Annotated in this window: 20 protein-coding genes; 6 read left to right on the top strand and 14 right to left on the bottom strand. The window is 72.8% G+C overall.

Going from position 1 to position 21627, the window contains the following annotated elements; genetic code table 11:
* Positions 1–89: 89 nt before the first annotated feature.
* The 14 genes from AB0J74_RS28085 to AB0J74_RS28020 all read right to left on the bottom strand — a co-directional run bounded on the left by AB0J74_RS28085 (position 90) and on the right by AB0J74_RS28020 (position 15407).
* Entirely contained in the window at positions 90–743 is a 654-nt protein-coding gene (locus AB0J74_RS28085; RefSeq protein WP_363453092.1) for a tetratricopeptide repeat protein, read from the bottom strand.
* Positions 744–753: 10 nt separating this feature from the next.
* Complete coding sequence (locus AB0J74_RS28080) at positions 754–1137, bottom strand: hypothetical protein (protein ID WP_363453090.1); 384 nt, start codon at positions 1135–1137, stop codon at positions 754–756.
* Entirely contained in the window at positions 1134–2876 is a 1743-nt protein-coding gene (locus tag AB0J74_RS28075) for a hypothetical protein (RefSeq protein ID WP_363453088.1), read from the bottom strand. Before AB0J74_RS28075 ends, AB0J74_RS28080 begins: the two co-directional genes overlap by 4 nt.
* A gap of 152 nt (positions 2877–3028) precedes the next feature.
* Complete coding sequence (locus AB0J74_RS28070; RefSeq protein WP_363453086.1) at positions 3029–4609, bottom strand: tannase/feruloyl esterase family alpha/beta hydrolase; 1581 nt, start codon at positions 4607–4609, stop codon at positions 3029–3031.
* A 49-nt stretch (positions 4610–4658) separates the two neighbouring features.
* Positions 4659–5855 (bottom strand): CoA transferase, encoded by a 1197-nt coding sequence (locus tag AB0J74_RS28065; protein WP_363453084.1) that lies wholly within the window; start codon positions 5853–5855, stop codon positions 4659–4661.
* 11 nt (positions 5856–5866) lie between these two features.
* On the bottom strand, positions 5867–7336 hold the full coding sequence (locus AB0J74_RS28060) for a dihydroorotase family protein (protein WP_363453082.1): 1470 nt from the start codon (positions 7334–7336) through the stop codon (positions 5867–5869).
* Positions 7333–8706, bottom strand: a complete 1374-nt coding sequence (locus tag AB0J74_RS28055; protein ID WP_363453080.1) for an FAD-binding protein — start codon at positions 8704–8706, stop codon at positions 7333–7335. The genes AB0J74_RS28060 and AB0J74_RS28055 overlap by 4 nt, the downstream gene beginning before the upstream one ends.
* Entirely contained in the window at positions 8703–9335 is a 633-nt protein-coding gene (locus AB0J74_RS28050; protein ID WP_363453078.1) for an aspartate/glutamate racemase family protein, read from the bottom strand. Before AB0J74_RS28050 ends, AB0J74_RS28055 begins: the two co-directional genes overlap by 4 nt.
* 9 nt (positions 9336–9344) lie before the next feature.
* The gene (locus tag AB0J74_RS28045) at positions 9345–10664 is read right to left on the bottom strand and encodes an MmgE/PrpD family protein (RefSeq protein WP_363453076.1); all 1320 of its coding nucleotides are present in this window, start codon (positions 10662–10664) and stop codon (positions 9345–9347) included.
* 8 nt (positions 10665–10672) lie between these two features.
* Positions 10673–11374 carry an ABC transporter ATP-binding protein gene (locus AB0J74_RS28040; protein WP_363453074.1) on the bottom strand — a complete coding sequence of 234 codons (702 nt, stop codon included), beginning with the start codon at positions 11372–11374 and terminating at the stop codon, positions 10673–10675.
* On the bottom strand, positions 11361–12092 hold the full coding sequence (locus tag AB0J74_RS28035; RefSeq protein ID WP_363453072.1) for an ABC transporter ATP-binding protein: 732 nt from the start codon (positions 12090–12092) through the stop codon (positions 11361–11363). The genes AB0J74_RS28040 and AB0J74_RS28035 overlap by 14 nt, the downstream gene beginning before the upstream one ends.
* Positions 12089–13135 carry a branched-chain amino acid ABC transporter permease gene (locus AB0J74_RS28030; RefSeq protein ID WP_363453070.1) on the bottom strand — a complete coding sequence of 349 codons (1047 nt, stop codon included), beginning with the start codon at positions 13133–13135 and terminating at the stop codon, positions 12089–12091. The genes AB0J74_RS28035 and AB0J74_RS28030 overlap by 4 nt, the downstream gene beginning before the upstream one ends.
* The gene (locus AB0J74_RS28025; protein WP_363453068.1) at positions 13132–14166 is read right to left on the bottom strand and encodes a branched-chain amino acid ABC transporter permease; all 1035 of its coding nucleotides are present in this window, start codon (positions 14164–14166) and stop codon (positions 13132–13134) included. The genes AB0J74_RS28030 and AB0J74_RS28025 overlap by 4 nt, the downstream gene beginning before the upstream one ends.
* Positions 14163–15407, bottom strand: a complete 1245-nt coding sequence (locus tag AB0J74_RS28020; protein ID WP_363453066.1) for an ABC transporter substrate-binding protein — start codon at positions 15405–15407, stop codon at positions 14163–14165. Before AB0J74_RS28020 ends, AB0J74_RS28025 begins: the two co-directional genes overlap by 4 nt.
* Positions 15408–15611: 204 nt before the next feature.
* Between AB0J74_RS28020 and AB0J74_RS28015 the strand changes: the two genes are divergently transcribed.
* Genes AB0J74_RS28015 through AB0J74_RS27990 form a run of 6 tightly spaced genes read left to right on the top strand, consistent with a single transcriptional unit; the run spans position 15612 to position 21627 of the window.
* Positions 15612–16388 carry an IclR family transcriptional regulator gene (locus AB0J74_RS28015; protein ID WP_363453064.1) on the top strand — a complete coding sequence of 259 codons (777 nt, stop codon included), beginning with the start codon at positions 15612–15614 and terminating at the stop codon, positions 16386–16388.
* Positions 16385–17221 carry a CoA ester lyase gene (locus AB0J74_RS28010; protein WP_363453062.1) on the top strand — a complete coding sequence of 279 codons (837 nt, stop codon included), beginning with the start codon at positions 16385–16387 and terminating at the stop codon, positions 17219–17221. Before AB0J74_RS28015 ends, AB0J74_RS28010 begins: the two co-directional genes overlap by 4 nt.
* Entirely contained in the window at positions 17218–18069 is an 852-nt protein-coding gene (locus AB0J74_RS28005) for a cyclase family protein (protein ID WP_363453060.1), read from the top strand. Before AB0J74_RS28010 ends, AB0J74_RS28005 begins: the two co-directional genes overlap by 4 nt.
* Entirely contained in the window at positions 18066–19460 is a 1395-nt protein-coding gene (locus tag AB0J74_RS28000; protein ID WP_363453058.1) for an MmgE/PrpD family protein, read from the top strand. Before AB0J74_RS28005 ends, AB0J74_RS28000 begins: the two co-directional genes overlap by 4 nt.
* Positions 19460–20752 (top strand): MmgE/PrpD family protein, encoded by a 1293-nt coding sequence (locus AB0J74_RS27995; protein ID WP_363453056.1) that lies wholly within the window; start codon positions 19460–19462, stop codon positions 20750–20752. Before AB0J74_RS28000 ends, AB0J74_RS27995 begins: the two co-directional genes overlap by 1 nt.
* Entirely contained in the window at positions 20749–21627 is an 879-nt protein-coding gene (locus tag AB0J74_RS27990) for a DUF3891 family protein (protein WP_363453054.1), read from the top strand. The genes AB0J74_RS27995 and AB0J74_RS27990 overlap by 4 nt, the downstream gene beginning before the upstream one ends.

Below are 21627 nucleotides of genomic sequence, written 5' to 3'. Positions count from 1 at the left end.
CACCGCCCACGCCTTGTCGGTCAACTCACCGCGACCCACCACCAACGCATGGTGAACCACTCACCAGCACATGATCGGCAGGACACGCCCTAGGCCGCCGGTGCGAGGTTGGTGCGGGCCTCGTCGACCCAGCCGGTGACGGCGTGGGCGCCGGCCGCCGCGGCCAGGGCGGCGGCCTCGTCAAGCAGGGCGGTGGCGTCGCCGGGGCCGCCCTCGGCGGTGAAGTAGGCCTGGGCGACCAGGTTGGCCGCCACTCCCGCGTCGAAGCCGAGGTCGCGGCGCAGCCGGGTCGACTCGGCCAACGCTTCCTGGGCTTCCGTCCCGCGGCCCGCGTGCTGGGCGGCGAAGGCCACATGGCGCAGGGCGTACGAGCGTGTCAGGTCGTCGCCCGCCTTGGTGGCCAGATCGGCCGCCCGCGCGAACATCGGCTCGGTCGTGTCCATGTCGCCGCGCACCACCTGGTGGTAGCAGCCCACCCAGAACTGGGCCTCGGCCTCGCCCCGCACGTCGCCGAGCGACTGGTAGAGCGACAGCGCGCGGTCGAAGAGGGCGATCTCTGTCGGGTCTTCTCCGGCTGACCCGCCGGCGGCCAGGAAGCGGGCGTGCCGGATCCGGCCGCGCGCGAGCGCGGTGTCGGCCTCGACGGCGTCCAGCGCCCGGTCACCGGCGTCGAGGCCGTCGGTCGCGCCGGCGAACACGGCCGCCTCGTAGCGTTCGAGTGCCTCGGTCAGACGATCATCCACGGGGCCGAGTCTACGAGCCGGCGGCCGTTGGTGGTGTCCCGGCGAGCATGCCCTCGACGAGCATCCAAACCTGGTAGACGGCGGTGGCGACGGCCGCGACCGGCTTGACCCGGCCGACCAGGCGGGCCAGCGTGGACCGGATCGCGTCGGTGTCGGGGTCGGCCTGGCGCACCTCGGCGGCCAGCGCGTCGACGTCGCGGAGCGCCTTGGGCCGCTCGACCACGTCGTCGGCGCCCTCGATCGCGGCGCGGACCTTCGCCAGCTCCCGGACGATCGCGTCGACCTGGCGGCCCGCCGGGGCGGCGGTGGTCTGCACCGCCCGGGCCCGGTCGCCCGCCGCCACCGCGCCGTGGTTGTCGCGGCCGATCGAGATGCCGTACGTGGGTTCGCTCACCGGGTCTTCTCCTCCTTGCCGCCGGCCGTCGCCGTGGCCTTGTCGCCGGCCGCCGCCGCGCCGTAGTTGTCTCCGGCGATCACCACGCCGTTGTTGGTGTAGGAGCTGACCCGCTCCTCGTACTCCGAGGTGTCGACGCCGTTGCGGCGCAGGAAGTCGACCACCGCGTCGTTGATCCGGCGCTGCACGAGCTTGGCGTACTTCGTGGAGTCCAGCCGTTGCAGGTAGGTCAGCGGATGGGTCGACGAGGCCAGTTGGCGGATCTCCTCGCGCGCGCCGAAGTCGTAGACCTCGTCGTCGACACTGGCCTGATCGGCCCGGCCGCCGCGCCACCAGGCCAGCGCGCGACGGGTCAGCGCGGTCACCAACCGCGGTGCCGCCAGCGACACGTCGGCGCCGGCCCGGCGCACGGTGTCTTTGAACGTCTCCCACCACATGTCGGAGCCGGCCGTGAAGTGGTCGATGTCGAGGTACTTGCGCTCGATCGGTCCGAGCATCGCGGCCACGTTCTCGACGTAGAGCATGCCGCCCTCGACGGCGATGTGGGTGAACGTCGTGACCATGACGCTCTGGTGCTCGGCCGGCATCACCACCGTGTGGTCCGGTCGGCGGATCGCCCGGCTCTCCGCGCCGACGCTGGCGCGCAGGAAGTGCCGGGCGCTGGACTGCGGATGGCGCACGATCTCGTCGAGCGCCTCCGGCGTCGCGATCGAGAAGGGCACCCGCAGGTGCTGGTCGACCAGCGGGAAGCCGCGCCAGCGGATGCCGCCGGCGATGATCTGGTCGCGTAGGTGGAGGCTGGTGAACGCCGCGCCGTCCGGCAGGTCGGGCGAACCGAGTGCCGCGAGTCGCTCCTTGACGTGCCGGTTGAGCGCCACCGGGTCGATCGGCACCGGCGGCGGTGCGGGCTCGTCGGGCGGGCGGCGCGGCGGCAGGAAGGTGTCCGGCGGCCGGGCCGGCTTCAGTTCGACCGCGACCGACGAGGCGTCGGTCACCCGGCCGGCGCCGAGGAACGGGTTGTAGCCCGAGTGCAGCACGATGTTGCCGTGCTGGGCTGCGGCCACCGTCGCCAGGCGGTGCGCGGCGAGGCCGGTGATCCCGGCGTCGACACGCGACGGCGGCGCGTCGGCGGCCAGCTCGGTGCACAGCACCCGCACCATCCGGCCGCGGCAGCCGAGCACGACGAAGAACGCCGCGATCCCGACCAGGCCGGTGCCGACCAGCCACAGCCCGACGCCCGCCGGCCGGGAGGTGTCACGGTAGGGATCGTCGATGCCGCGCACCGCGTCGACGATCGGGCCGCCGAGCAGGATCAGGCCCAGCAGCACCAGGATGGCGATCAGCCCGAGCCGTTTGGCCCGGGAGCGGCTCAGCGGCCCGCCCGACAGCCCGGGCAGCGCCAGCGCCAGCGCCGCGAGCACCAGGAGCAGCGTGCCTTCGGGCGCGATGAACACCCCGACCAGCAGCACCGCGGTGAGCAGCGCGTGCTGGGCCAGCCACAGTCGCCGGGCGCGGTAGGCGTGCCGCAGCACCGGACCAAGGTCATAGCCGGTCGCGGGCACGACGGCCCGGTGCGCGTCTTCCATCAGCTCGCGGACGACCTTGTCGCCGAAGCTGGGGTCGACATAGGACGCTCCGCACAGGTAGCGGGTGATGGCGCTGAGCCGCTGGGCCGGTGGGCGCGGGGTCGAGTGGTCGAACAGCGCGTCGTCGAGCCGGTGCGAGCGGGCAGTATGCAAGGCCTGGCGTCCCGTCTGAGCGATTTCCGAACGGACCGACCCTACGGTCGCCGCGTTCGCCCTGGTAGCACCCGTCCGGTCGACCACCGCACGGGTGACGGGATAAGCGAAGGGCCCGCGCGTTCGCGCGGGCCCTTCGGGTAGTTCGCCGGTCAGCGGCCGCGGGGCCCGGAGACCGGCATCCAGTTGGTGGCCAGGTTGGCATCACCCGTGCCGTCGTAGTGCGCCTGCAGCGGGTAGGCGTAGACCGGCCGCTCCATTGTGGTCACGGCGCCGCTCACCTTGCTCGCGAGCACCGACGACGGCGCCTTGCCGTGCTCGGTCCAGTCGCGGATCGAGCTGAGCCAGTCGACCCGGTCGGCGCCGGGGCCGCCGTTGCAGTGGTAGACGCCCGGCAGCAGGAACAGCCGGGCGAACTGCTCGGTCTTCGCGAGCGAACCGTAGCGGTCGACGACGTCTTCGTAGTATTGGATGGTCCCGAACGGGGTGATCAGCGGGTCGGCCAGGCCGTGGTAGAGCATCAGCTTGCCGCCGGCCTTGCGGAACGCGTCGAGGTTGGTGGTGTCGGCGTTGTAGACCTTCGCCATCGCGTCGAGCTTCTTCGCGTCCTTGTTCGGGTCGAAGTCGGCGAGCTGGTAGGAGGCACCGGGGTCGGTCGGGAAGGCCAGATACCTCAGGACCTGTTCGGCGTACGCGCCACCGCCGCTGAGCCGCGTCGGCGAGGTGCTGATGTCGGAGCCGACCCAGCCGCCCTCCGAGCCCAGCGGCAGGCCGCCGGGGTAGAGCTCGTGGCCGCGGTTGTCGCGCGGGCTGTCGTACCACTTCCTGATGACGGCGACCTGCGCGGCGCTCAGGCAACCGGGAGCGGCCGCGCCACCCGGGCAGGCCACCGTCGCGGGGTCGAAGTGGCAACTGCGCGGGTCGTCGACGACGCCGTCCTTGACCACACCGTCGCATGTGGTCACGACGGCCTGACCGACCACGGCGGCAGCGGCCGCGTCGACGACCTGGTTGCCGGCGGCGTCGCGGTTCTGCAGCTCGCGCACGCCCTGGGAGAGCGGGGCCAGGTAGTTCTGGCGGTTGGCCGGTGCGCCGGCGACGATGCCGTCGAAGTCGTCGGGCCAGCGCTGGGCCTCGATCAGGGCCTGCCGCCCGCCGGTCGAGCAGCCGACGAAGTAGGAGTAGTCGGCCTTCGTGCCGGCCATTGCCTTGAGGAGCGCCTTGGACGCGAGCGCCGTCAGGTGCTCCGACAGGTAGCCCCAGGTGTCCTGGACGGCGGTGTTGTCGAGCGCGAACGAGCCGTCCGAACCGCCGCCGATGTGGCCGCTGTCGTCGGAGGCCACGGCGTAGCCGAGGTCGACGTTGGCGTTGCCGGAGGTGCCGCCGGTCGGGATGCTGCCGCAGAAACCGCCGCCGCCGAGCTGCACGTAGCGGCGGTTCCAGTTCTGCGGGATCTGCAGTCGCAGTTGGATGACGGAGGTGCTGTGGTCCTTCGCGGTGACGGTGATGCTGGCCTTGACGTCGCAGAACGCCGTGGTGGCCGGGGTCGTCGCGGAGGCCGCCGACGTGACCGTGGTCGGCTGGCCGACGGCCTTGCTGACCTTCCCGGCGGCCGTCGTCGAGCAGTCGAGGGTGGGCTTCTTGTCGTGCGCCTGGGCGACGCCGGGTGATGCGGCGACGGCCAGGCCGGCGGCTAGCCCCAAACTGGTGAGGAGACGGAAACTGCGGAGCACTCGGACCTCCATTGTTTCGGGGGGTTTCTCGCTTTCCGCCCAGCGGAACTTAGCCGGCTACGCCGCGTTCGCGCAGGTCGGCCAGTTCCTCGGGCGACAGTCCCAGCTCGTCGCCGAGCACCGCGTCGGTGTCGGCACCGAGCGGCCGGCCAGTGAACCGGATCCGGCCCGGCGTGCGCGACATCCGCCAGAGCAGGTTCTGCATCCGCATCTCGCCCAGCTCCGGATCGTCCACGGTGGTCACCAGCTCCAGCGCCCGCACCTGCGGGTCGTCGAGCAGCTCGCTCGGCTTGTAGACCGGGCCCACCGCGGCACCGGCCTCGGCGAACGCGCGCAACACCTCATCGCGGGTACGCGCACCGATCCAGTCGCCGACGTACCCGTCGAGCAGGTCGGCGTGCTGCGCCCGCTGCCGCCCGGTGGCGAACCACGGCTCGTCGATCACCTCGGGGTGGCCGACTAGCGTCATGACCCGGCGGGCGATGCTGTCGGCGCTGGTGGAGATCGCCACCCAGTGGCCGTCGGAGGTGCGGTAGGTGTTGCGCGGCGCGTTGTTGGCCGACCGGTTGCCGGTGCGCTGCTGGTCGATGCCGAGCTGGTCGGCGTAGATCACACCGGGGCCGACGGCGGTCATGATGGGGCTCAGCAGGTCGAGGTCGATCTCCTGCCCTCGACCGTCCTTCTCCCGCTGGAACAGCGCCATCGAGACCGCCGCCGCCCCGGCCATCCCGGCGATCGAGTCGGCCAGCCCGAACGCGGGAAGTGTTGGCGGGCCGTCGGGCTCGCCGGTGAGGTGCGCGAACCCGCTCATCGACTCGACCAGCGTGCCGAACGCCGGTCGCGACGCGTAGGGGCCGGTCTGCCCGAAACCGGTGACCCGCAACAGGATCAGCCGGGGGTTGTCGGCGGCGAGGACGTCGTATCCGAGCCCCCACCGCTCCAATGTGCCCGGCCGGAAGTTCTCGATCACCACGTCGGCGGTGGCGGCCAGCCGCTTGAAAAGCGAAGCGCCCGCCGGGTCACCGAGATAGAGGCCGACCGTGCGCTTGTTGCGGGCGACCATCTTCCACCACAACGGCTGGTCGCCCTTGGCCAGGCCGTGTCCCCGCATGCCGTCGCCCCGGGCCGGGTGCTCGATCTTGATGACCTCCGCGCCGTAGTCCCCCAGGATCTGGGCTACCAGCGGGCCGGCCAGGATCGTCGAGACGTCGAGCACCCGCAGTCCCGCGAGTGGGCCATCGTCCACGGTAGTCACGGTCACCCCTGGTAGGGCCGGTGCACGTAGCGACCGCCCGGGTTGCCGACGACGTTGCCGCTCTCCAGCACCCGCTGGCCGCGGACCCAGGTGTCGGTGACCTTGGCGCCCAGTTCGAAGCCCTCGAACGGGGTGTATTCCTGGGTCGACAGCGAGTCGGCCGCGTGCACCGTCCAGGACGCGTTCTCCACCAGGCACAGGTCGGCGTCGAAGCCAACCCCGATGGTCCCCTTGCCGGGCAGGCCGTAGCGGCGGGCCGGGTTGAGCGAGACGAGTTGCGCGATCCGCTGGTGCGACAGGCCCCGCTTGCGTCCCTCGGACACGAGGCCGGGCAGTAGGTATTCGGCGCCGCCGAAGCCGGATTTCGCGGCGAAGATGTCGTCGCGCGGTTCGCCGAACTTCTGCTCGTCCTTGCAGCAGGCGTGGTCGCTGACCACCCAGTCGACGCTGCCGTCGAGCACGTACTCCCAGAGCGCCTCGACGTCTTCCTGCGGCCGCAGCGGCGGGTTGACCTTGCCGCCCAGGCCGTGTGCGGTGTCGACGCTGGCCAGCAGGTGGCCGATGGTCACTTCGCGGCGGAAGTCGACGTGCGGGAAGGTCTTGGCCATGGCCATGGCGGCCTTGAGGGCCTTGCGCGACGAGAGGTGCAGCAGGTTGATGTTGGGCAGGCCGGTCTCGTCGGCCAGGAACGCCGCGATGGTCACCGCGAGGCCCTCGGAGTGCGGCGGCCGCGACGCGCTGTAGGCCGCGAGGCCCTGCAGCGAGCCGTCCTGCTCGACCAGTTTCGTGTACGCGGTCATGATCTCTGCGGTCTCGCAGTGCAGCGAGAGCGAGACGTGCGGGGCGACGGCGGTCAGTTGCTCCCGGGCCGCCTGCACGCCACGCATCACGAACTCGAAATGGGCCAGGTCGTAGCGCTCGTCCGGCGGGATCATCAGGAATGAACTCTGGTCGGACGAGCGGCCGTGCAGGCCGTGGCTGCCGTAGAACATGAAGATCTTGAACGAGGTGACGCCGAAGTCCTCGACGATCGACGGGATCTCGTCGATGTGCTCCTTCATCATCGGGGCCAGGTGGAACCCGTAGTCGATGTAGGACCGGCCCTCGGACGCGGCCAGCACGTGCGGGAAGAACTCCTTGTAGGCGCCACCGCGGTTGAGGTAGTACTGCCCGGTGCGCATGTAGGTCAGGCCGGTGGTGACGCCGCCCTGCGCGCTGGCCCGGCTCTCGGTCTCGGTGTCGGCGGACAGCTCGTTGTAGATGCCCCAGTGCTGGTGGGCGTCGACCGCGCCGGGATAGGCCAGCCGGCCGCGGCCGTCGACGACGGTCTCCGCTTCCTCGGCCGGGATGTCGGCCTCCAGCCGCACCACCTTGCCGCCGGAGATGCCGATGTCGAGCCGGTCGCCGTCGGGCGAGCCGGCGTCGGGCCGGACCACGGTGACGTTCTTGATCAAGGTTTCCAGCGGTTTCATCGGGATCCTTCCGAAAGTGCGGTGGCACAGTGGTTTGCGGCGAGATAGGCCAGGCCGAGGGCGGGCAGCAGGCCGTTGCCGGCCAGATAGCCCGCGGCGCCGTGGCCGGAGATGCCCGACGCGGCGCCGCCCGAGGCGTAGAGCCCGGGGATCGGCGCGCCGCCTGGGCGCAGCACCCGGGCGTGCTCGTCGACCACGAGCCCACCCTGGGTGTGGAAGAGGGCCGGGACCACCCGGGCGATCAGATAGGGAGCCGACAAGGGCGCTTCGAAGAACGTGCGGCCGAACCGGTCGGCGCGTTCTCCGCGCGCGACCGCGGCGGTTTCGGTGAGTTCCGCGGCGACCGCCGAAGCAGGCAGGCCGGCGACCGACGCGAGCGCGGCGGCGTCGGACGCCTCCAGCAGCGCACCGGACTCGACGCTCTGCCGGAAGTCGGTGAAGGCCAGGCAGGCGTCGTGGATCCGGCGGTCCAGTACCAGCCAGCCGAATGCGTCGGGGCGGGCGGCGAGCGCGGCGGCGTACTCGGAATAGCCGGTCGTCTCGTCGCCGAACCGGCGGCCGGTGGTGTCGAGCACGAAGCCGCCGTGCATCACCGTGGCCCAGCCGACCAGCGTCGCCGAGCGGGCGGCGAGGGCGGCGTGCCCCTGGTAGGAGTCGAGGAAGGCGCTCTCGGCACCCAGCGCGGCGCCGATCCGCAGCGCATCGCCGCGGGAGGTCTCGCTGCCGTGGTAGACCGCCTTGGCGATCTCCGGCAGGTGCTGGGCGACCAGCGCCCGGTCGGCGCCGTAGCCGTTAGTGGCCAGCAGCACGGCCCGGGTCGGTATCTGCTCGCGCGAGCCGTCCGGCCGCTCGACCACCGCCGCGCTCACCGAGCCGGCTGAGTCCAGCAGCACGTCGACCAGCCGGGCCGGCACCAGCAGGTCGATACCGGCCTTCTCGACCCGGTCGACCAGGTGGTCGAGCAGGACGGTGCCGTGCCGGCCCTCGACGGTGTGGCAGCGGTCGACCGAGTGGCCCGGGTAGTGGAAGTCCGTGACCAGCGACAGGTCGAGCCCGATGTCGTCGGCCAGCCATTCGACCAGTGGCGCGCTCACGTCGCCGAGGGCGCGGGCGAGCCGCTGGTCGCCCTGGCCGTGCGTCTTGCGCGCCACGTCGGCGGCGAACAACTCGCCGGAGTCGTCGATGCCGGCTTCCTTCTGCCAGCGCGACCCGGCCCCCGGGATCATCGCGGTCGACATCGAGGTGTTGTTGCCCCGGCGGAAGTGCTCACTGGCCTCGACGACCAGCACGTCGAGGCCGAGTTGGGCGGCGCGCAGCGCGGCGACCAGCCCACCGCCGGCGCCGGCGACAACCAGGTCCGGGCCGGTCATTCGCCCGCTCCGATCAGCCGCAGCGCCAGCGCCGTCGGGTCGACCACCCGCGCGGGCAACACGACCCCGGCCGGGATGTCGACGGCCGAACAGCCGTTGATGACCGAGCGGGCGCCGGCCGCGGCGAGCGTGCCGACGGCGCCACCCAGCCCGCCGGCCCACCGGTCGCTGTCGGCGATCGCGTGCACGTCGAGGTCGAGCACCTCGACGCCGATCAGGGTGGACGACCAGCCGTAGACCTCGGCCCGCGCGACGATCTCGTCGGCGATCGCCTTGTTGCGGGCCACGGCGGCACTGCGCCGGCCGGTCAGCACCGCCCAGCCGAGGCTGAGCCGGAGCAGGCCGAACACCGGCACGGGCAGGGTGCCGGCGAGCAGCGCGACGCCCGGATCGAGCACGCAGTCGGGCAGCAGCGCGTCGAAGCCGTCGGGTGCCCGCCTGAGCGCCTCGACCACGAGCGATTCGCTCTCCCGCACCTGCGCGTCGGTGTCGAGGGCGCGTGGCGCGTCCGGGCCGATGTCGTGCAGCACGATCTCCACGCCCGGCGGCGACAGCGCGGCGTAGCGCGCCTGCCGGCGCGCCAACTCCTCGGCGTCGACGTGAATCGGGGTCACGGCGTAGATCCGCACTGAAAACTCCTAAATCTCGGCGAGCCGGCGGAGGTCAGGCCCGACATCCCGGCTCGTGGCGAGGGCGGATGCGACCTCGTGCACGACCTCGACGGTTTCGGTGTCGAGCAGGCGGCCCAGCAGCGCCAGCACGTCTGGCTCATCCATCGGGTGGTAGTCGGCGTCACCGACCGGGTTCGGCACCTGGACGACCCGATCCGGACCATTGGCCAGGCGTACGGTCACCCGGGCCGCGCGCTCGCCGGGCAGCCGGGCGTCGAGGTCGTCGGCGACTTTCAGGTTCACCTTCGTGGCCAGCGCCCGCACCCGAGGATCGTCGCGCGTCCCGGACGCCGAAACGCCGGGGTCGACGGCGCCGTGCACCAGCGCCGCGGCCACCACGAACGGCGTCGAGAACAGCGCGCCGAGCCGGCTGTCCCACTCGGCCCGGCCGAGTCCACCGGCCAGCGAGTGGGTTTCCACCAGCACCTCCTCGACATCGTCGAGCGGCAGGGTGGCCCGCATCAGCAGCGCCGCGTCGGCGGCCGGATGGGTGAACGAGCACGAGGCATGCCGCTTGAAGTAGCCCAGTTCGACGTCCCAGCGGTCGCCGAGCGCATCGGTCAGGTGCGCCGGATCGAAGCGACCGAGCACGTCACCGAGCGAGGCCGCCGGCGTGCCGGTGTTGCGGGCCACACCGGCCACCGCCATCCGGGCCGCGGCCAGACCAGACACATTGGACGCACCGAGCCAGGCGTCGCGGACCGGGTTGCCGTCCAGCGCGCTGCTGAAGTGTCCGGCGACCGGCAGGCCGCCGCCGGCGTCGATGGCGGCGGCGACCTGGTCTCCGGGCAGGCCGAGCAGCCGGGCACAACCGGCCGCGGCCCCGGCCACGCCCCAACTCCCGTGCGGGTGCATCCCGGCGCGCAACGTGGTCGCCCGGCCGAACCGGGCCGCCACCTCGTAGGCGGCCAGCAGCGCCGCCATCGTCTCCGGACCGCTCGCGCCGAGGTCGGCCGCCAGCGCGAGCACGGCCGGCAGGCCGTGCGCGGCGGGATGGCCCTTCGCGTACTTGTGCCCCTCGTCGAGTTCCAGCCGGCACAGCGCGGTCGCGTTGAGCCAGGCGGCCGTCTCCACGGTGGTCGACCGGCCACCGCCGATGAGCGGCGAGGCGCCCGCACCGGGCCGCCAGGCGGCGGCCAGCGCCCGCTGCTCGGGCTGTCGGGCACCGACCACGGTCACGCCGAGCGAGTCGAGCAGCACCAGGCCGAGCCGGGCCCGGGCGGACGACGGCACGTCGGCCCAGCGCAGCCCGGCGACCCAGCCGCCGAGCCGCGCGATAGATTCCACTGTAGACATCACAGCCCCAGGTAGGCGGCTCGCACCCGGTCGTCGCGGGCCAGTTCCGGGCCGGGCCCGTCGAGGACCAGGCTGCCGCTCTCCAGCACGTAGGCCCGGTCGGCCAGGTTGAGCGCGTGCGCGGCGTTCTGCTCGACGAGCAGCACCGACACACCCCGCTCGCGGATCGCCTTGACCGCGTCGAGCACCGTCCAGGTCAGCTTCGGCGACAGGCCGGTCGACGGCTCGTCGAGCAGCAGCAGCCGCGGGCCGGCCATCAGCGCCCGGCCGGTCGCGAGCATCTGTTGCTGGCCGCCGCTGAGCGTCTCGGCCGCCTGGGTCCGCCGCTCGTGCAGGATCGGGAACAGCTCGAAGACCTCCTTGAGCGGCTCCTCCAGCGGCTTGCGGCCGCGGGTCCAGCCGCCCATCCGCAGGTTCTCCTCGACGCTGAGCGGGCCGAACAGCGCCCGCCCCTCCGGCACGTGCAGCAGGCCGCGGGTGACCAGCTCGCTCGGGCGTACGCCGTCGGCGCGCTTGCCGTCGAACGTGATCGTGCCCGCGGTCGGCTTGACCAGCCCCGAGATGGCCTTGAGCGTGGTGGTCTTGCCGGCGCCGTTGGCACCGACGATCGCGACGATCTCGCCCTCCTCGACCCGCAGGTCGAGCTCGTGCAGGATCTGCAGGCCGTGGTAGCCGGCGCTCAGTCCCTCAAGCCGCAGCATGCGGGTCCTCCCCCAGGTAGGCCTCGATCACCCGGGGGTCCCGGGTGACCTCGTCCGGCGCGCCGGAGGTGAGCACCCGGCCCAGGTCGAGCACCAGCACCGAGTCGGACAGCCGCATGACGGCGGCCATGATGTGCTCGACGAACACCAGCGTGACGCCGTCTTCGGCGCGCAGCCGCTCGAGCAGTTCCATCACCGGGGCCCGCTCGGCGGGCACCAGGCCGGCGAGCACCTCGTCGAGCAGCAGCACCCGGGGCTTGCTGGCCAGCGCGCGGGCCAGCTCGAGCCGCTTGAGGGCCGCGGTGGGCAGCCCCTCGGTCGGCGAGTCGCGCCACCTGTCGAGGCCGACCCGCTCGATCACCTCGGCCGCCTCGGTGCGGGCGGTGCGCTTGGCGCCGCCGCCGGCCAGCACCGCGACGGTCACGTTCTCCAGCACGGTCATCGAGTAGAACGGCCGCATGAGCTGGAACGTGCGGGTCATCCCGGCCGCGGTGACCTTGTGCGGCGCGTTCCCGGTGATCTCCTTGCCGCCCAGGTGCACCCGGCCGGAGTCCGGCTTGAGCGCGCCGGCGACCAGGTTGAACATCGTGGTCTTGCCGGCGCCGTTGGGGCCGATCACGCCGAGGATGCTGCCCTCGGCGACCTCGAAGCTCACGTCGTCGACCGCGCGCAGTCCCTTGAAGGACTTGCCCAGATTCTCTACCCGCAACAAGCTCATCGCCGGGACCACCTCTTGCGGATCGCTCCGTAGACGCCCTTCGGCAGGAGCAGGACGATGATGATCAGCAGTACGCCGTAGACGATGACGTCCAGGCCGCCGCGGCCCTGCAGGAACTCGAGCGCCGGCGGCGGGTTGCGCAGGATCGTCGCGGTCACGTCGTTGAGCGGGCCCATCACCACGGCACCGATGACCGGGCCCCAGATGGTGGCCACGCCGCCGATCACCGCGGGCAGGATCGCCTGGATCGACACGCTCGACCCGAACGCCAGGTCGGGATCGATGAACAGGAAATACTGCACGTAGAAGGCGCCGGCGACCGCGGTGATCGCGGCGGACAGCGCCATCGTCAACAGCTTGTAGCGCATCACCGGGATGCCGATGGTGGCCGCCGCGTCCTCGTCGTCGCGGGCCGCCTTGGCGAACATGCCGGCCCGTGAGCGGACGAACTGCACGCTGACCACGAGCGCCACCACGGTGAGCCCGAGCGCGATCCAGAAATAGTTCGGCGAGGCCGGTTCGAACTGGATCCACCACCACGAGGTGTCGACCCGTAGCGGCACGTGGTAGCCGACCGCGCGGTTGACGAACTCGCTGTTGGTGGCCCAGAGCCGCAGCATTTCGGCGAACGCGAAGGTGGCCAGCGCGAAGTAGGCACCCCGCAGCTTGTAGCGCAGCGCGAGGAAGCCGATCAGGGTCGCGAACGCCGCGGCGATCACCATCCCGGCGAGCATCCCGATCCAGGGCGACACGTCGTGCTCGACGAGCAGATAGGCGCCGGTGTACGCGCCGATGCCGAAGTAGGCCGCGTGGCCGAAGCTGAACATGCCGCCGAAGCCGCTCATCATGTTCCAGCCGATGCTCATCAGCGCGAAGATCAGCACCCGCACCGCGACGGACGCCTGTGCCGGCGGCAGGATCAGCGGCAGCGGGATCAGCAGCACGGTGAGCACCGCGATCGCCAGTAGGTGCCGGTTCCAGGGCTGGCGCGGCAGCGGCTTTCCGGCCGCGGTCGCCGGCGCCGGTGCGGTGGTGGTCGTCATGCCGACCTCCGGAAGAGTCCCTGTGGTCGCAGGAACAGCACGAGCACGAAGACGATGAAGACCGACAGCAGCGGCGACTGGCCGGGCAGGTAGATGCCGCCGAGTTGCTCGGCCAGGCCGATGATCAGGCCACCGACGAGCGCGCCGACCACGTTGCCCATGCCGCCCAGCACGACCACCACGAAGGCGACGATGTTGAACAGCGAACCGGTCGTCGGCTCGATGGTGACCAGCGGGGCCACCAGGGTGCCGGCCGCTCCGGCGCAGGCGGTGCCGATCGCGAAGGTCACCGCGTAGATGACCCGGGTGTCGATGCCGACCAGTTGCGCACCGGTGTCGTTGGCGGCGACCGCGCGGATCGCCGTGCCCAGCCGGGTGCGCTGCAGCAGCAGGTAGAGCAGCCCGGCGAGCAGCAGCGCGCCGAGGAAGGCCAGGATCCGGGACAGGTTGGCGACGGCGCCGAGGATCGGCACGCCGCGGTCGCCGGAGAGGGCGACCGAGCGCGGGTTGCCGCCGAAGAAGAGCAGCAGGGCGTTCTCGATGATCAGCGAGATGCCCAGCGTGATGAGCAGTTGGTTCTCCAGCGGCTTGCCCATGGCGCCGGCCAGGATGCCGCGCTGCACGAGCACGCCGAGCAGGAACATGGCCGGCACGCTGATCGCCAGGGCCAGGTAGACGTGCAGGCCGGCCTGGGTCAGCCCGAAGGTGAGGAACAGGGCCAGCGCGAGGAAACTGCCGTGCGCGAAGTTGACGATGTCGAGGACGCCGAAGATCAGCGTCAGGCCCATCGCGACCAGGCCGTAGACCCCGCCGATGAGGATGCCGGTGACGACGGCCTGGGTCACGACCACGCCGCTGCCGGCGCGCAGGTAGGCGAGCCCGATCGCGACGACGATCAGCGCGGCGATGACCACGATCCGCAGCCACGGCACCGAACGGGCCGCGGGCGCGGGTAGCTCGTCGGGGTCCAGGGTGGCCACGCCGCCGCCGTTTCCGGCGGCGACGTGGTCCTGGTCGGGTGAGAATGTCATTGGCTCTTGAAGGCGGGGTAGACGGGCTGCGCCTCCGCCTTGTCGGCCGGGAACACCTGCTTGGGCGCGCCGCCCTGCACCTGCATCAGGATCGGCGTGGCGTTGACGTTCTCGCCGGTCGGGCCGAACTTGATCGTGCCGGGGCCGGCGATCAGGGTCGGCACCTCACCACTGGCGATCGCGTCGCGCACCTTGGTCGCGTCGGCGCTGCCGGCCTTCTCCAGCGCGGCGGCGATCACCTGGACCGAGTCGTACGCGAGGACCGCGCCGGTCCGGATCTGGTCGTTGTAGCGCTCGGTGTAGAGCTTGGCCAGGGCCTGCATGTCCGGCTTGGTCATGTCGGCGTGGTAGTTGGCGTCGAAGTAGCCCTCGGCCGGAGCGCCGACCTCCTTGGGGAACTGGGGAAGGTCGAAAGCGCCGTTGGCCACGCCGTACACCGCGTTGAGGGTCGGTTTGATGGTGTCGACGGCCTTGGCCGCCAGCACGCCGTCGCGGTAGTAGCCGGCCACCATCAGCACGTCGGCGCCGCTGGCCTTGACCTGGGTGACCTGGGTGGTCAGGTCGGAGACGCTGGCTGCGTCGTAGGCGATCGCGGGCTCGACCTTGATGCCGGCCTTGGCCGCCTCGGCCTTGAACGCGTCGCGCACCGCGGTGCCGAACGGGCCCTGCTCGTGCAGCACGGCGACCTGCTTGACCGGCTTGCCGGCGGCCTTGGCGACCTGGTCGAGGAACTGCGCGCCGGAGGTGCCCAGCACGGTCGAACTCGGCTGCACGCGGAACGTGTACTTGTAGCCCTGGGCCAGGATCGAGTCGGCGCTGGAGACGTCGATGACGAACGGCACCTTGTTGCGCTCGGCCACCGTGGACACGTTGGCGCTGACCGCGCTCTGGTAGGTGCCGAGCAGACCGACCGCGCCCTCTTGGATGAGACGCTGCGCCTCGCTCTGCCCGACCTCCGGCTTGCCCTGGGTGTCGGCGCTGACGAGTTCGAGCTTCTTGCCGCCCTGCGACTTGATGCCGCCGGCGTTGTTGATGGCTTCGACGGCGAGCTTGGCTCCGTTGTCCATCTGCTGCCCGTCGGCCGCGGACGAGCCGCTCAGCGGGTGCAGGGAACCGATCTTTATGGTGCCGCCGGACTGCCCGCCGCCGCCGTTGCTGGTACCGGCCGGGGCGGACCCGCCGCAGGCGGCCAGCGCCAGCGGCAGGGCTAAGGCGAGGGTCGCGGTCCAGGTCTTCCTCATGTCAGCTCCTGGGGGTGACAGTGTTCCGCCGCACGGAACATCGCATGAGGCCTGATGCTGGCACTGCACGTGAGGCTGGTCAAGAGTCCACCTCAGATTCGTTGTCCAGGCTGTCCAAAGCCACTTTGGGGGGTTGACCCCACTGCGAGTGGGTGCTGAAATCGTGTTCCGCTGACTGAAACAACGTTGACTAAGGATGTGGACGTGGCCGAGAGTCAGGGCACCGAGGCGGCGACGCGCGTCGCTGACGTCCTGCTGCTCTTCACCGACGGGCCCGACTTTCTCGGCGTCACCGCGATCGCCCGCAGCCTCGACCTGTCGAAGGCCGTGGTCCACCGGATCCTGCAGACGCTGGTCGAACGCCGGCTGCTGGTCAGCGACCCGGCCAGCCGCGGCTATCAACTCGGCCCGGCCGCCGCGGCCCTCGGCGCACGGGCGTTGCGCGAGTCGCAGCTACGCACGGTCGCCATGCCGATATTGCGCGAGCTGCAACTGGCCACCGGCGAGACGACCACGGTGTCGGCGCGGGTGCACAGCGGTCGGGTCTACCTCGACCAGGTCGAGTCCACCCGGGAAATCAAGATGACCGTGGAGGTCGGCCGCCGATATCCGTTGCACGCCGGCAGTTCGAGCACCTGCATCCTGGCGTTCCTGCCGGACACCGAGCGGGAGGCGGTGCTCGGCGCCGAACTGCCGTCGCTGACCACCCGCACGATGACCGACCACGAGGCGATCCGGGCCCGCCTGGCCGAGATCCGCGAAACCGGCGTCGCCGGCTCCGACGGGGAACGGCAGGAGGGCGCCGGCTCGGTTGCCTCGCCGGTGTTCGGCATCGACGGCGCGGTCATCGGCGCCATCTCGGTGTGCGGTCCGGCCGCCCGGGTCGACGCCGAGGCCCGGGAACGGTTCGGCCCGCTGGTGCGCACCGCCGCCGACCGGATCTCCCGCGCGCTCGGCTGGTCGGGCGGGTTGCCGAAGTGACACCGCGCTCCTGGCTCTACGTTCCCGGCCATCGCGCCGACCGGGTGGCCAAGGCCCTCACCGCCGGCGCCGACGCGGTCGTCGTCGACCTGGAGGACGCCGTGCCGCCGGACCAGAAGGCCGCCGCCCGCGCGACGGCGGTGCGGCTCGCGGCCGAGGGTCACGACAACCTGTGGGTACGGGTCAACGACCCCGCCGGCCCGTGGGGTTCGGCCGACGTCGACGCCTTGGCCGGGTTGGGCCTGGCCGGCCTGCGCATCCCCCGTTGCGAAGACCCGGCGACCGTCCGCGAGGTCGGCACCCGCGCCGCGCTGCCCCTGCAACTGCTCCTGGAGAGTGCCGCCGGCCTTTCCCGGGCTGCGGACCTGGCCACCGCGCACCCACTGGTCGCCGGTCTCGGCCTCGGCGAGGCAGACCTGTCGGCCGACCTGCGGGTGGCCGGCGACGACGGGCTCGCCTGGGCGCGCGGCTGGGTGGTCGTCGCGGCGCGCGCGGCCGGGCTGCCCTCGCCGGTGCAGAGCGTCTACACCGACGTCGGCGACCTCGACGGCCTGCGGGCCAGCACCGAACGGGCCCGGGCCACCGGCTTCGTCGGCCGGTCGGTCGTGCACCCGCGGCAGATCCCGGTCGTGCACGACGTCTTCACGCCGAGCGCCGGCGAGGTGGCCGCCGCCCAGGCGATCCTCGATGCCGCCGCCCGCGCGCAGGAACGCGGCGAGGTGGCCGTTCTCGACGCCAACGGCCGGTTCGTCGATCCCGCGGTGGTGCGCCGGGCCCGGCTCGTCCTCGATCTGCACGACCCGTCCGCAGCACAACCAGGAGGAACGAGTTGACCACCGAGCCGCAGGCCCGCCCGGCGCCGACGCCGAGCCAGGACGCGCTACTCGCGGCGGTGACCGCGGGCGTCCGGCTCGTCGAACTCGGGCACCCGCATTTCACGGGCATGCCGTGCTCGCCGAACCACCCGGGTTTCCGGATGAGCCTGATCCGCCGCCACGGTGACATGGTCCGTCCCGACGGCGGCTCGGCCGCCAACGAGCTGATCGTGACCGGTGGGCACGTCGGCACCCACGTCGACGCGCTCTCCCACGTCAGCCACGACGGCAGGTTGCACGGTGGCGTCGACGCGGCGGCCGCCCAGGTCGGCGGCCGGTTCACCGCCCTCGGCGCGGAGCACACCCCGGCCCTGCTCAACCGCGGCGTGCTGCTCGACGTGGCCGCCGTGCACGGCGTCGACGTGCTGCCCGGCGGCTACGGCGTGACGGCCGACGACCTCGCCGCGGCGGCCGACCGGGCCGGCGTGACGGTGGGCCGCGGCGACGTGGCGCTGATCCGCACCGGATGGGCCCGGCACTTCGACGACGCGCCGACCTACCTCGGCCAGGCCTCCGGGGTGCCCGGTGCGACCACCGGCGCGGCCGAGTGGCTGGCCGCGCGGGGCGTGGTCGCCACCGGCTCGGACACCACGGCGTACGAGCAGATCCGGCCGGGCGCGGGGCACAGCGTGCTGCCGGTGCACCGGGTGCTGCTCGTCGACGCCGGCAGCTACATCATCGAGCATCTCAATTTGGAACAGGCGGCGGCTGAGGGGCTGACCGCGTTCGTCTTCGCGATGGCGCCGCTGCGCATCGTCGGCGGCACCGGCTCACCGATCCGGCCCTTCGCGGCGGTGTCGGCATGAGCTCGCAGACCGTCGTACAGCGGCTGGCCGCCGTCGCCGACCGGGTCCGTCGCGACGGGCTGCCCGACGAGCTGCGCCAGGACGTGGCCCGCCGGGTGCTCGACCTGATCGGCAACAGCCTGGCCGCGACCGGGCTGCCGCCGGCCCGCGCGGTCACCGCGTACGTCCGCGACGCGGGCGGCACGCCGTCGTCCGTGGCCATCGGCACCGGCCTGCGCGTCCCGGCCGCGAATGCCGCGCTGGTCAACGGCACGCTGGCGCATTCGCTCGACTTCGACGACACCCACCTGCCGTCGGTGCTGCACCCGTCGTCGCCGGTCGTGCCGGCCGCCCTGGCCGTCGCGGAGGCCCGCGGTGCCTCCGGCGCCGCGCTGCTCGACGCCGCCGGGATGGGCATCGAGGTCGCCGTCCGGCTCGGGATGGGCGGTTACGACCGCGCGCTCGGCAACTCCGAGTTCTTCGAGCGCGGGCAGCACGCGACCTCGATCTGCGGCGCGGTCGGCGCGGCCGTGGCGGCGGCCATGGTCTCGGGTCTGGACGCCGACGGGATCGCGCACGCCGCCGGGATCGCGGCGAGCATGGGCGCCGGCCTGCTGGAGGCCAACCGCACCGGCGGCACCGTCAAGCGGGTGCACTGCGGCTGGGCCGCGCACTCCGGCGTGGTCGCCGCGGAACTGGCCCGGCACGGGCTGACCGGCCCACCGACGGTGATCGAGGGCCGGTTCGGCTTCCTGCACGCGTTCTGTGGCGAGCGGGCCGACGTCGACGCGGTCGTCGACCGGCTCGGCGAGCACTGGGAGCTGCCCGGGATCTTCTTCAAGCCGTACCCGTGCAACCATTTCACCCACGCCGGCATCGACGCCGCGCTCGCGCTGCGGGCCCAGGGCGTCGACCCGGCCGAGATCGAGTCGATCGAGCTGGGCGTGCCCTCGCCGGTGCTGCGCACGATCGCCCAGCCGGCACAGGACAAGGCCCGACCGGAGTCCGGCTACCACGCGGCGTTCAGCGGTCCCTACACGGTGGCGGCGGCGCTGCTCGGCGGCGGCGGGCTGGGCCTGGGCCACGACGACTTCACCGACGCGGCGGCCGCCGACGAGACCCGGCTGGCGCTGGCCGCGAAGGTCCACTGTGTCCCGGACGCGCGCTGCGACGAGATCTTCCCGAACCAGTTCCCGGCCGTGCTCCGGGTGGAACTGCGCGACGGCAGCAGGCACGAGGTCCGGGTCGACGTCAACCGCGGCGGTCCCGGCAACCCGCTCAGCTCCGCGGAGCTGGCCAGCAAGTTCGCGTCCAACGCCGAAAACGTGGCCGACCGGGAGGCGATCGCCGCGGCGGTGCTCGACCTGGCCGCCGCGCCCGACGTGGCCGGGCTCATGGCCCGGGTGCGCTGATGTCCTTCGACACCGCGCCGGCGGCGGTCCGGGACCGGGTCGTCGACCTGGTCGCGGACACGGTCGCGGTCGCCGCGCTGGGCAGCGGCCGCGCCGAGCTGCGCGCGCTGGTCGCGGCCGGCGACGGTGCGGCCGGTCCGGCCACCGTGGTCGGCTCGGCGCACGGCTGGCCGGCGGCCAACGCCCAGTTCCTCAACGGCAGCGCGATCGCGGCGGACCAGTTGCAGGACGGGCATCGCCCGGCCCGCGGCCACCCGGCCTCACACGTGGTGCCGGCCGTGCTCGCCGTCGCCGAGGAGCGCGACCTGCCGGGGACCGCCGTGCTCTCGGCGGTGCTCGCCGGCTACGAGGTCGGCGTGCGGCTCGGCAAGGCGATGGGCGGCACCCCGCCCGGCGTGCACGACATCGGCACCTGGGGTCAGGTCGGCGCCGCCGCCGGCGTGGCCGAACTGCTGGCGCCCGGCGACCGTGCCGCGCTGCGCCGGGCCGTCGAACTGGCCGGCTCGGCGGTGCTGCTCAGCGACGCGGCCACCATCTTCGCCGGGCGGACCGGCGGGCACGCCTACCTGGGCGCCTCGGTGCAGCTCGGCGCGAGCCTCGGCGGCGCCGCGGTGGCCGGGCTGGAGGCGCTGCCCGGCGCGCTGGACCGGCACTTCGCGGCCGTCGCCGCCCGGGACTGGGCCGGCTTCACGCCCGGATCGGACGACTACGAGGTGCTGCGCGGCTACACCAAGGCCCACCCGACCTGCGCTCATCTGCACGGCGTCAACGACGCGGTCGCCGACATCGTCGCCGCGACCGGTCCACTGTCTGATGTGGAATCCGTCGAGGTGCGCGCGTTCGCGCACGCGGCCGCCTTCGACAGCGTCGCCGACAGCGAGCTGGCCGCGCGGTTCAGTGTGCCCACCAGCGTCGCGGTCGGTCTGCTCTTCGGCCGGCTCGACGAGACCACGCTGACCGCGGCGACGGTGACGTCGGACGCGGTACGCGACCTCGCCGCCCGGGTCCGGGTGGTGCACGACCCGTCGCTGGACGCCGGCTATCCCGCTGGGCGGCCGGCCCGGGTGCGGGTCCGTCGCGCCGACGGCAGCGAGCTGACCGGCAGCGCCGACCAACCACGCGGCGACGCGGAACGGGCGTTCTCCCGGGAGGCCCTGCGGGCCAAGGCCCGCCGGTTGCTCGATCACCGCTTCCCCGGCCACGCCGCCGCCGTGCTCGCGGCGATCGACGGGCTGGCGACCGGCGGCTCGGCCCGCGACCTGGGTGCGGCCCTGCGAGCGGCGGCCGCGTGATCGTCACCCGCCGCGACGGCGCCCTGCACCTGGTCGAGCAGGTCGAACACGGCCGCGTCGCGGGCCTGCTCGCGGCCGCGTGGGGCAACGAGCTGTTCGAGACGCCGACACCGCACGAGCCGGTGCGCACCGCCGCGGCCCGGCACGACGAGGGCTGGCGGGCCTGGGACGCCCGGGTCCTCTTCAACGAGGTGGAACGCCGCCCGCTGCACTTCCTGGAGATCGATGCCGGCGAGCACGTCCGGCTCTACCGGCAGGGCGTCGAGCGGGTCGCGCTCGGCGACGTCTACGCCGGCGTGCTGGTCGGCATGCACTGGACCGGCCTCTACCGCGGCCGTTGGTCCGCACCCGGCGCCCGTGGCCGGCTCGACCTCGGCGGCGACGGCCGGGCCGCCCAGGACGCGGCGGTCGACGCCGAGGAGCGCCGCTGGATCGACGCCAAGCGGCTGGCCTGGGCCGAGCAGGAGCCGCGGGCCGCGTTCGAGACCCGGCTCTGGCACAACTTCGAGCTGCTCCGACTCTGGGACCTGCTCTCCCTCTACCTGTGCGTGATGCCGCGCGAGCCGGCCGCGGCCCCGGGGTCGGCCGGGCCGTGGGGCCCGCAACTCGCCGCGCTGGAACACGCGGCCGAAGACGTGCTGCTGCCGCCGGTGCGCACTCACCCACTCGGCGTCGCGCAGCCGATCACCGTCGGCGTACGCACATTCGGAGAGCTGTGGCTCGACCCGTATCCGTTCCGGCGCACCGGCATCGAGATCGAGGTGCGCAGCACGGCGGTGCCGGACCGCCCGGCCAGCCACGCCGAACTCGTCGCCCGGGTCGGGCGGTCGCCGGCCACCGAGACGACCTGGCGCCTGGCGCCCTGGAGGTCCTGA

The organism is Asanoa sp. NPDC049573 (genome assembly GCF_040676615.1).
Lineage (GTDB): Bacteria > Actinomycetota > Actinomycetes > Mycobacteriales > Micromonosporaceae > Asanoa.
This window is presented reverse-complemented; position numbering and strand designations above follow the sequence as displayed.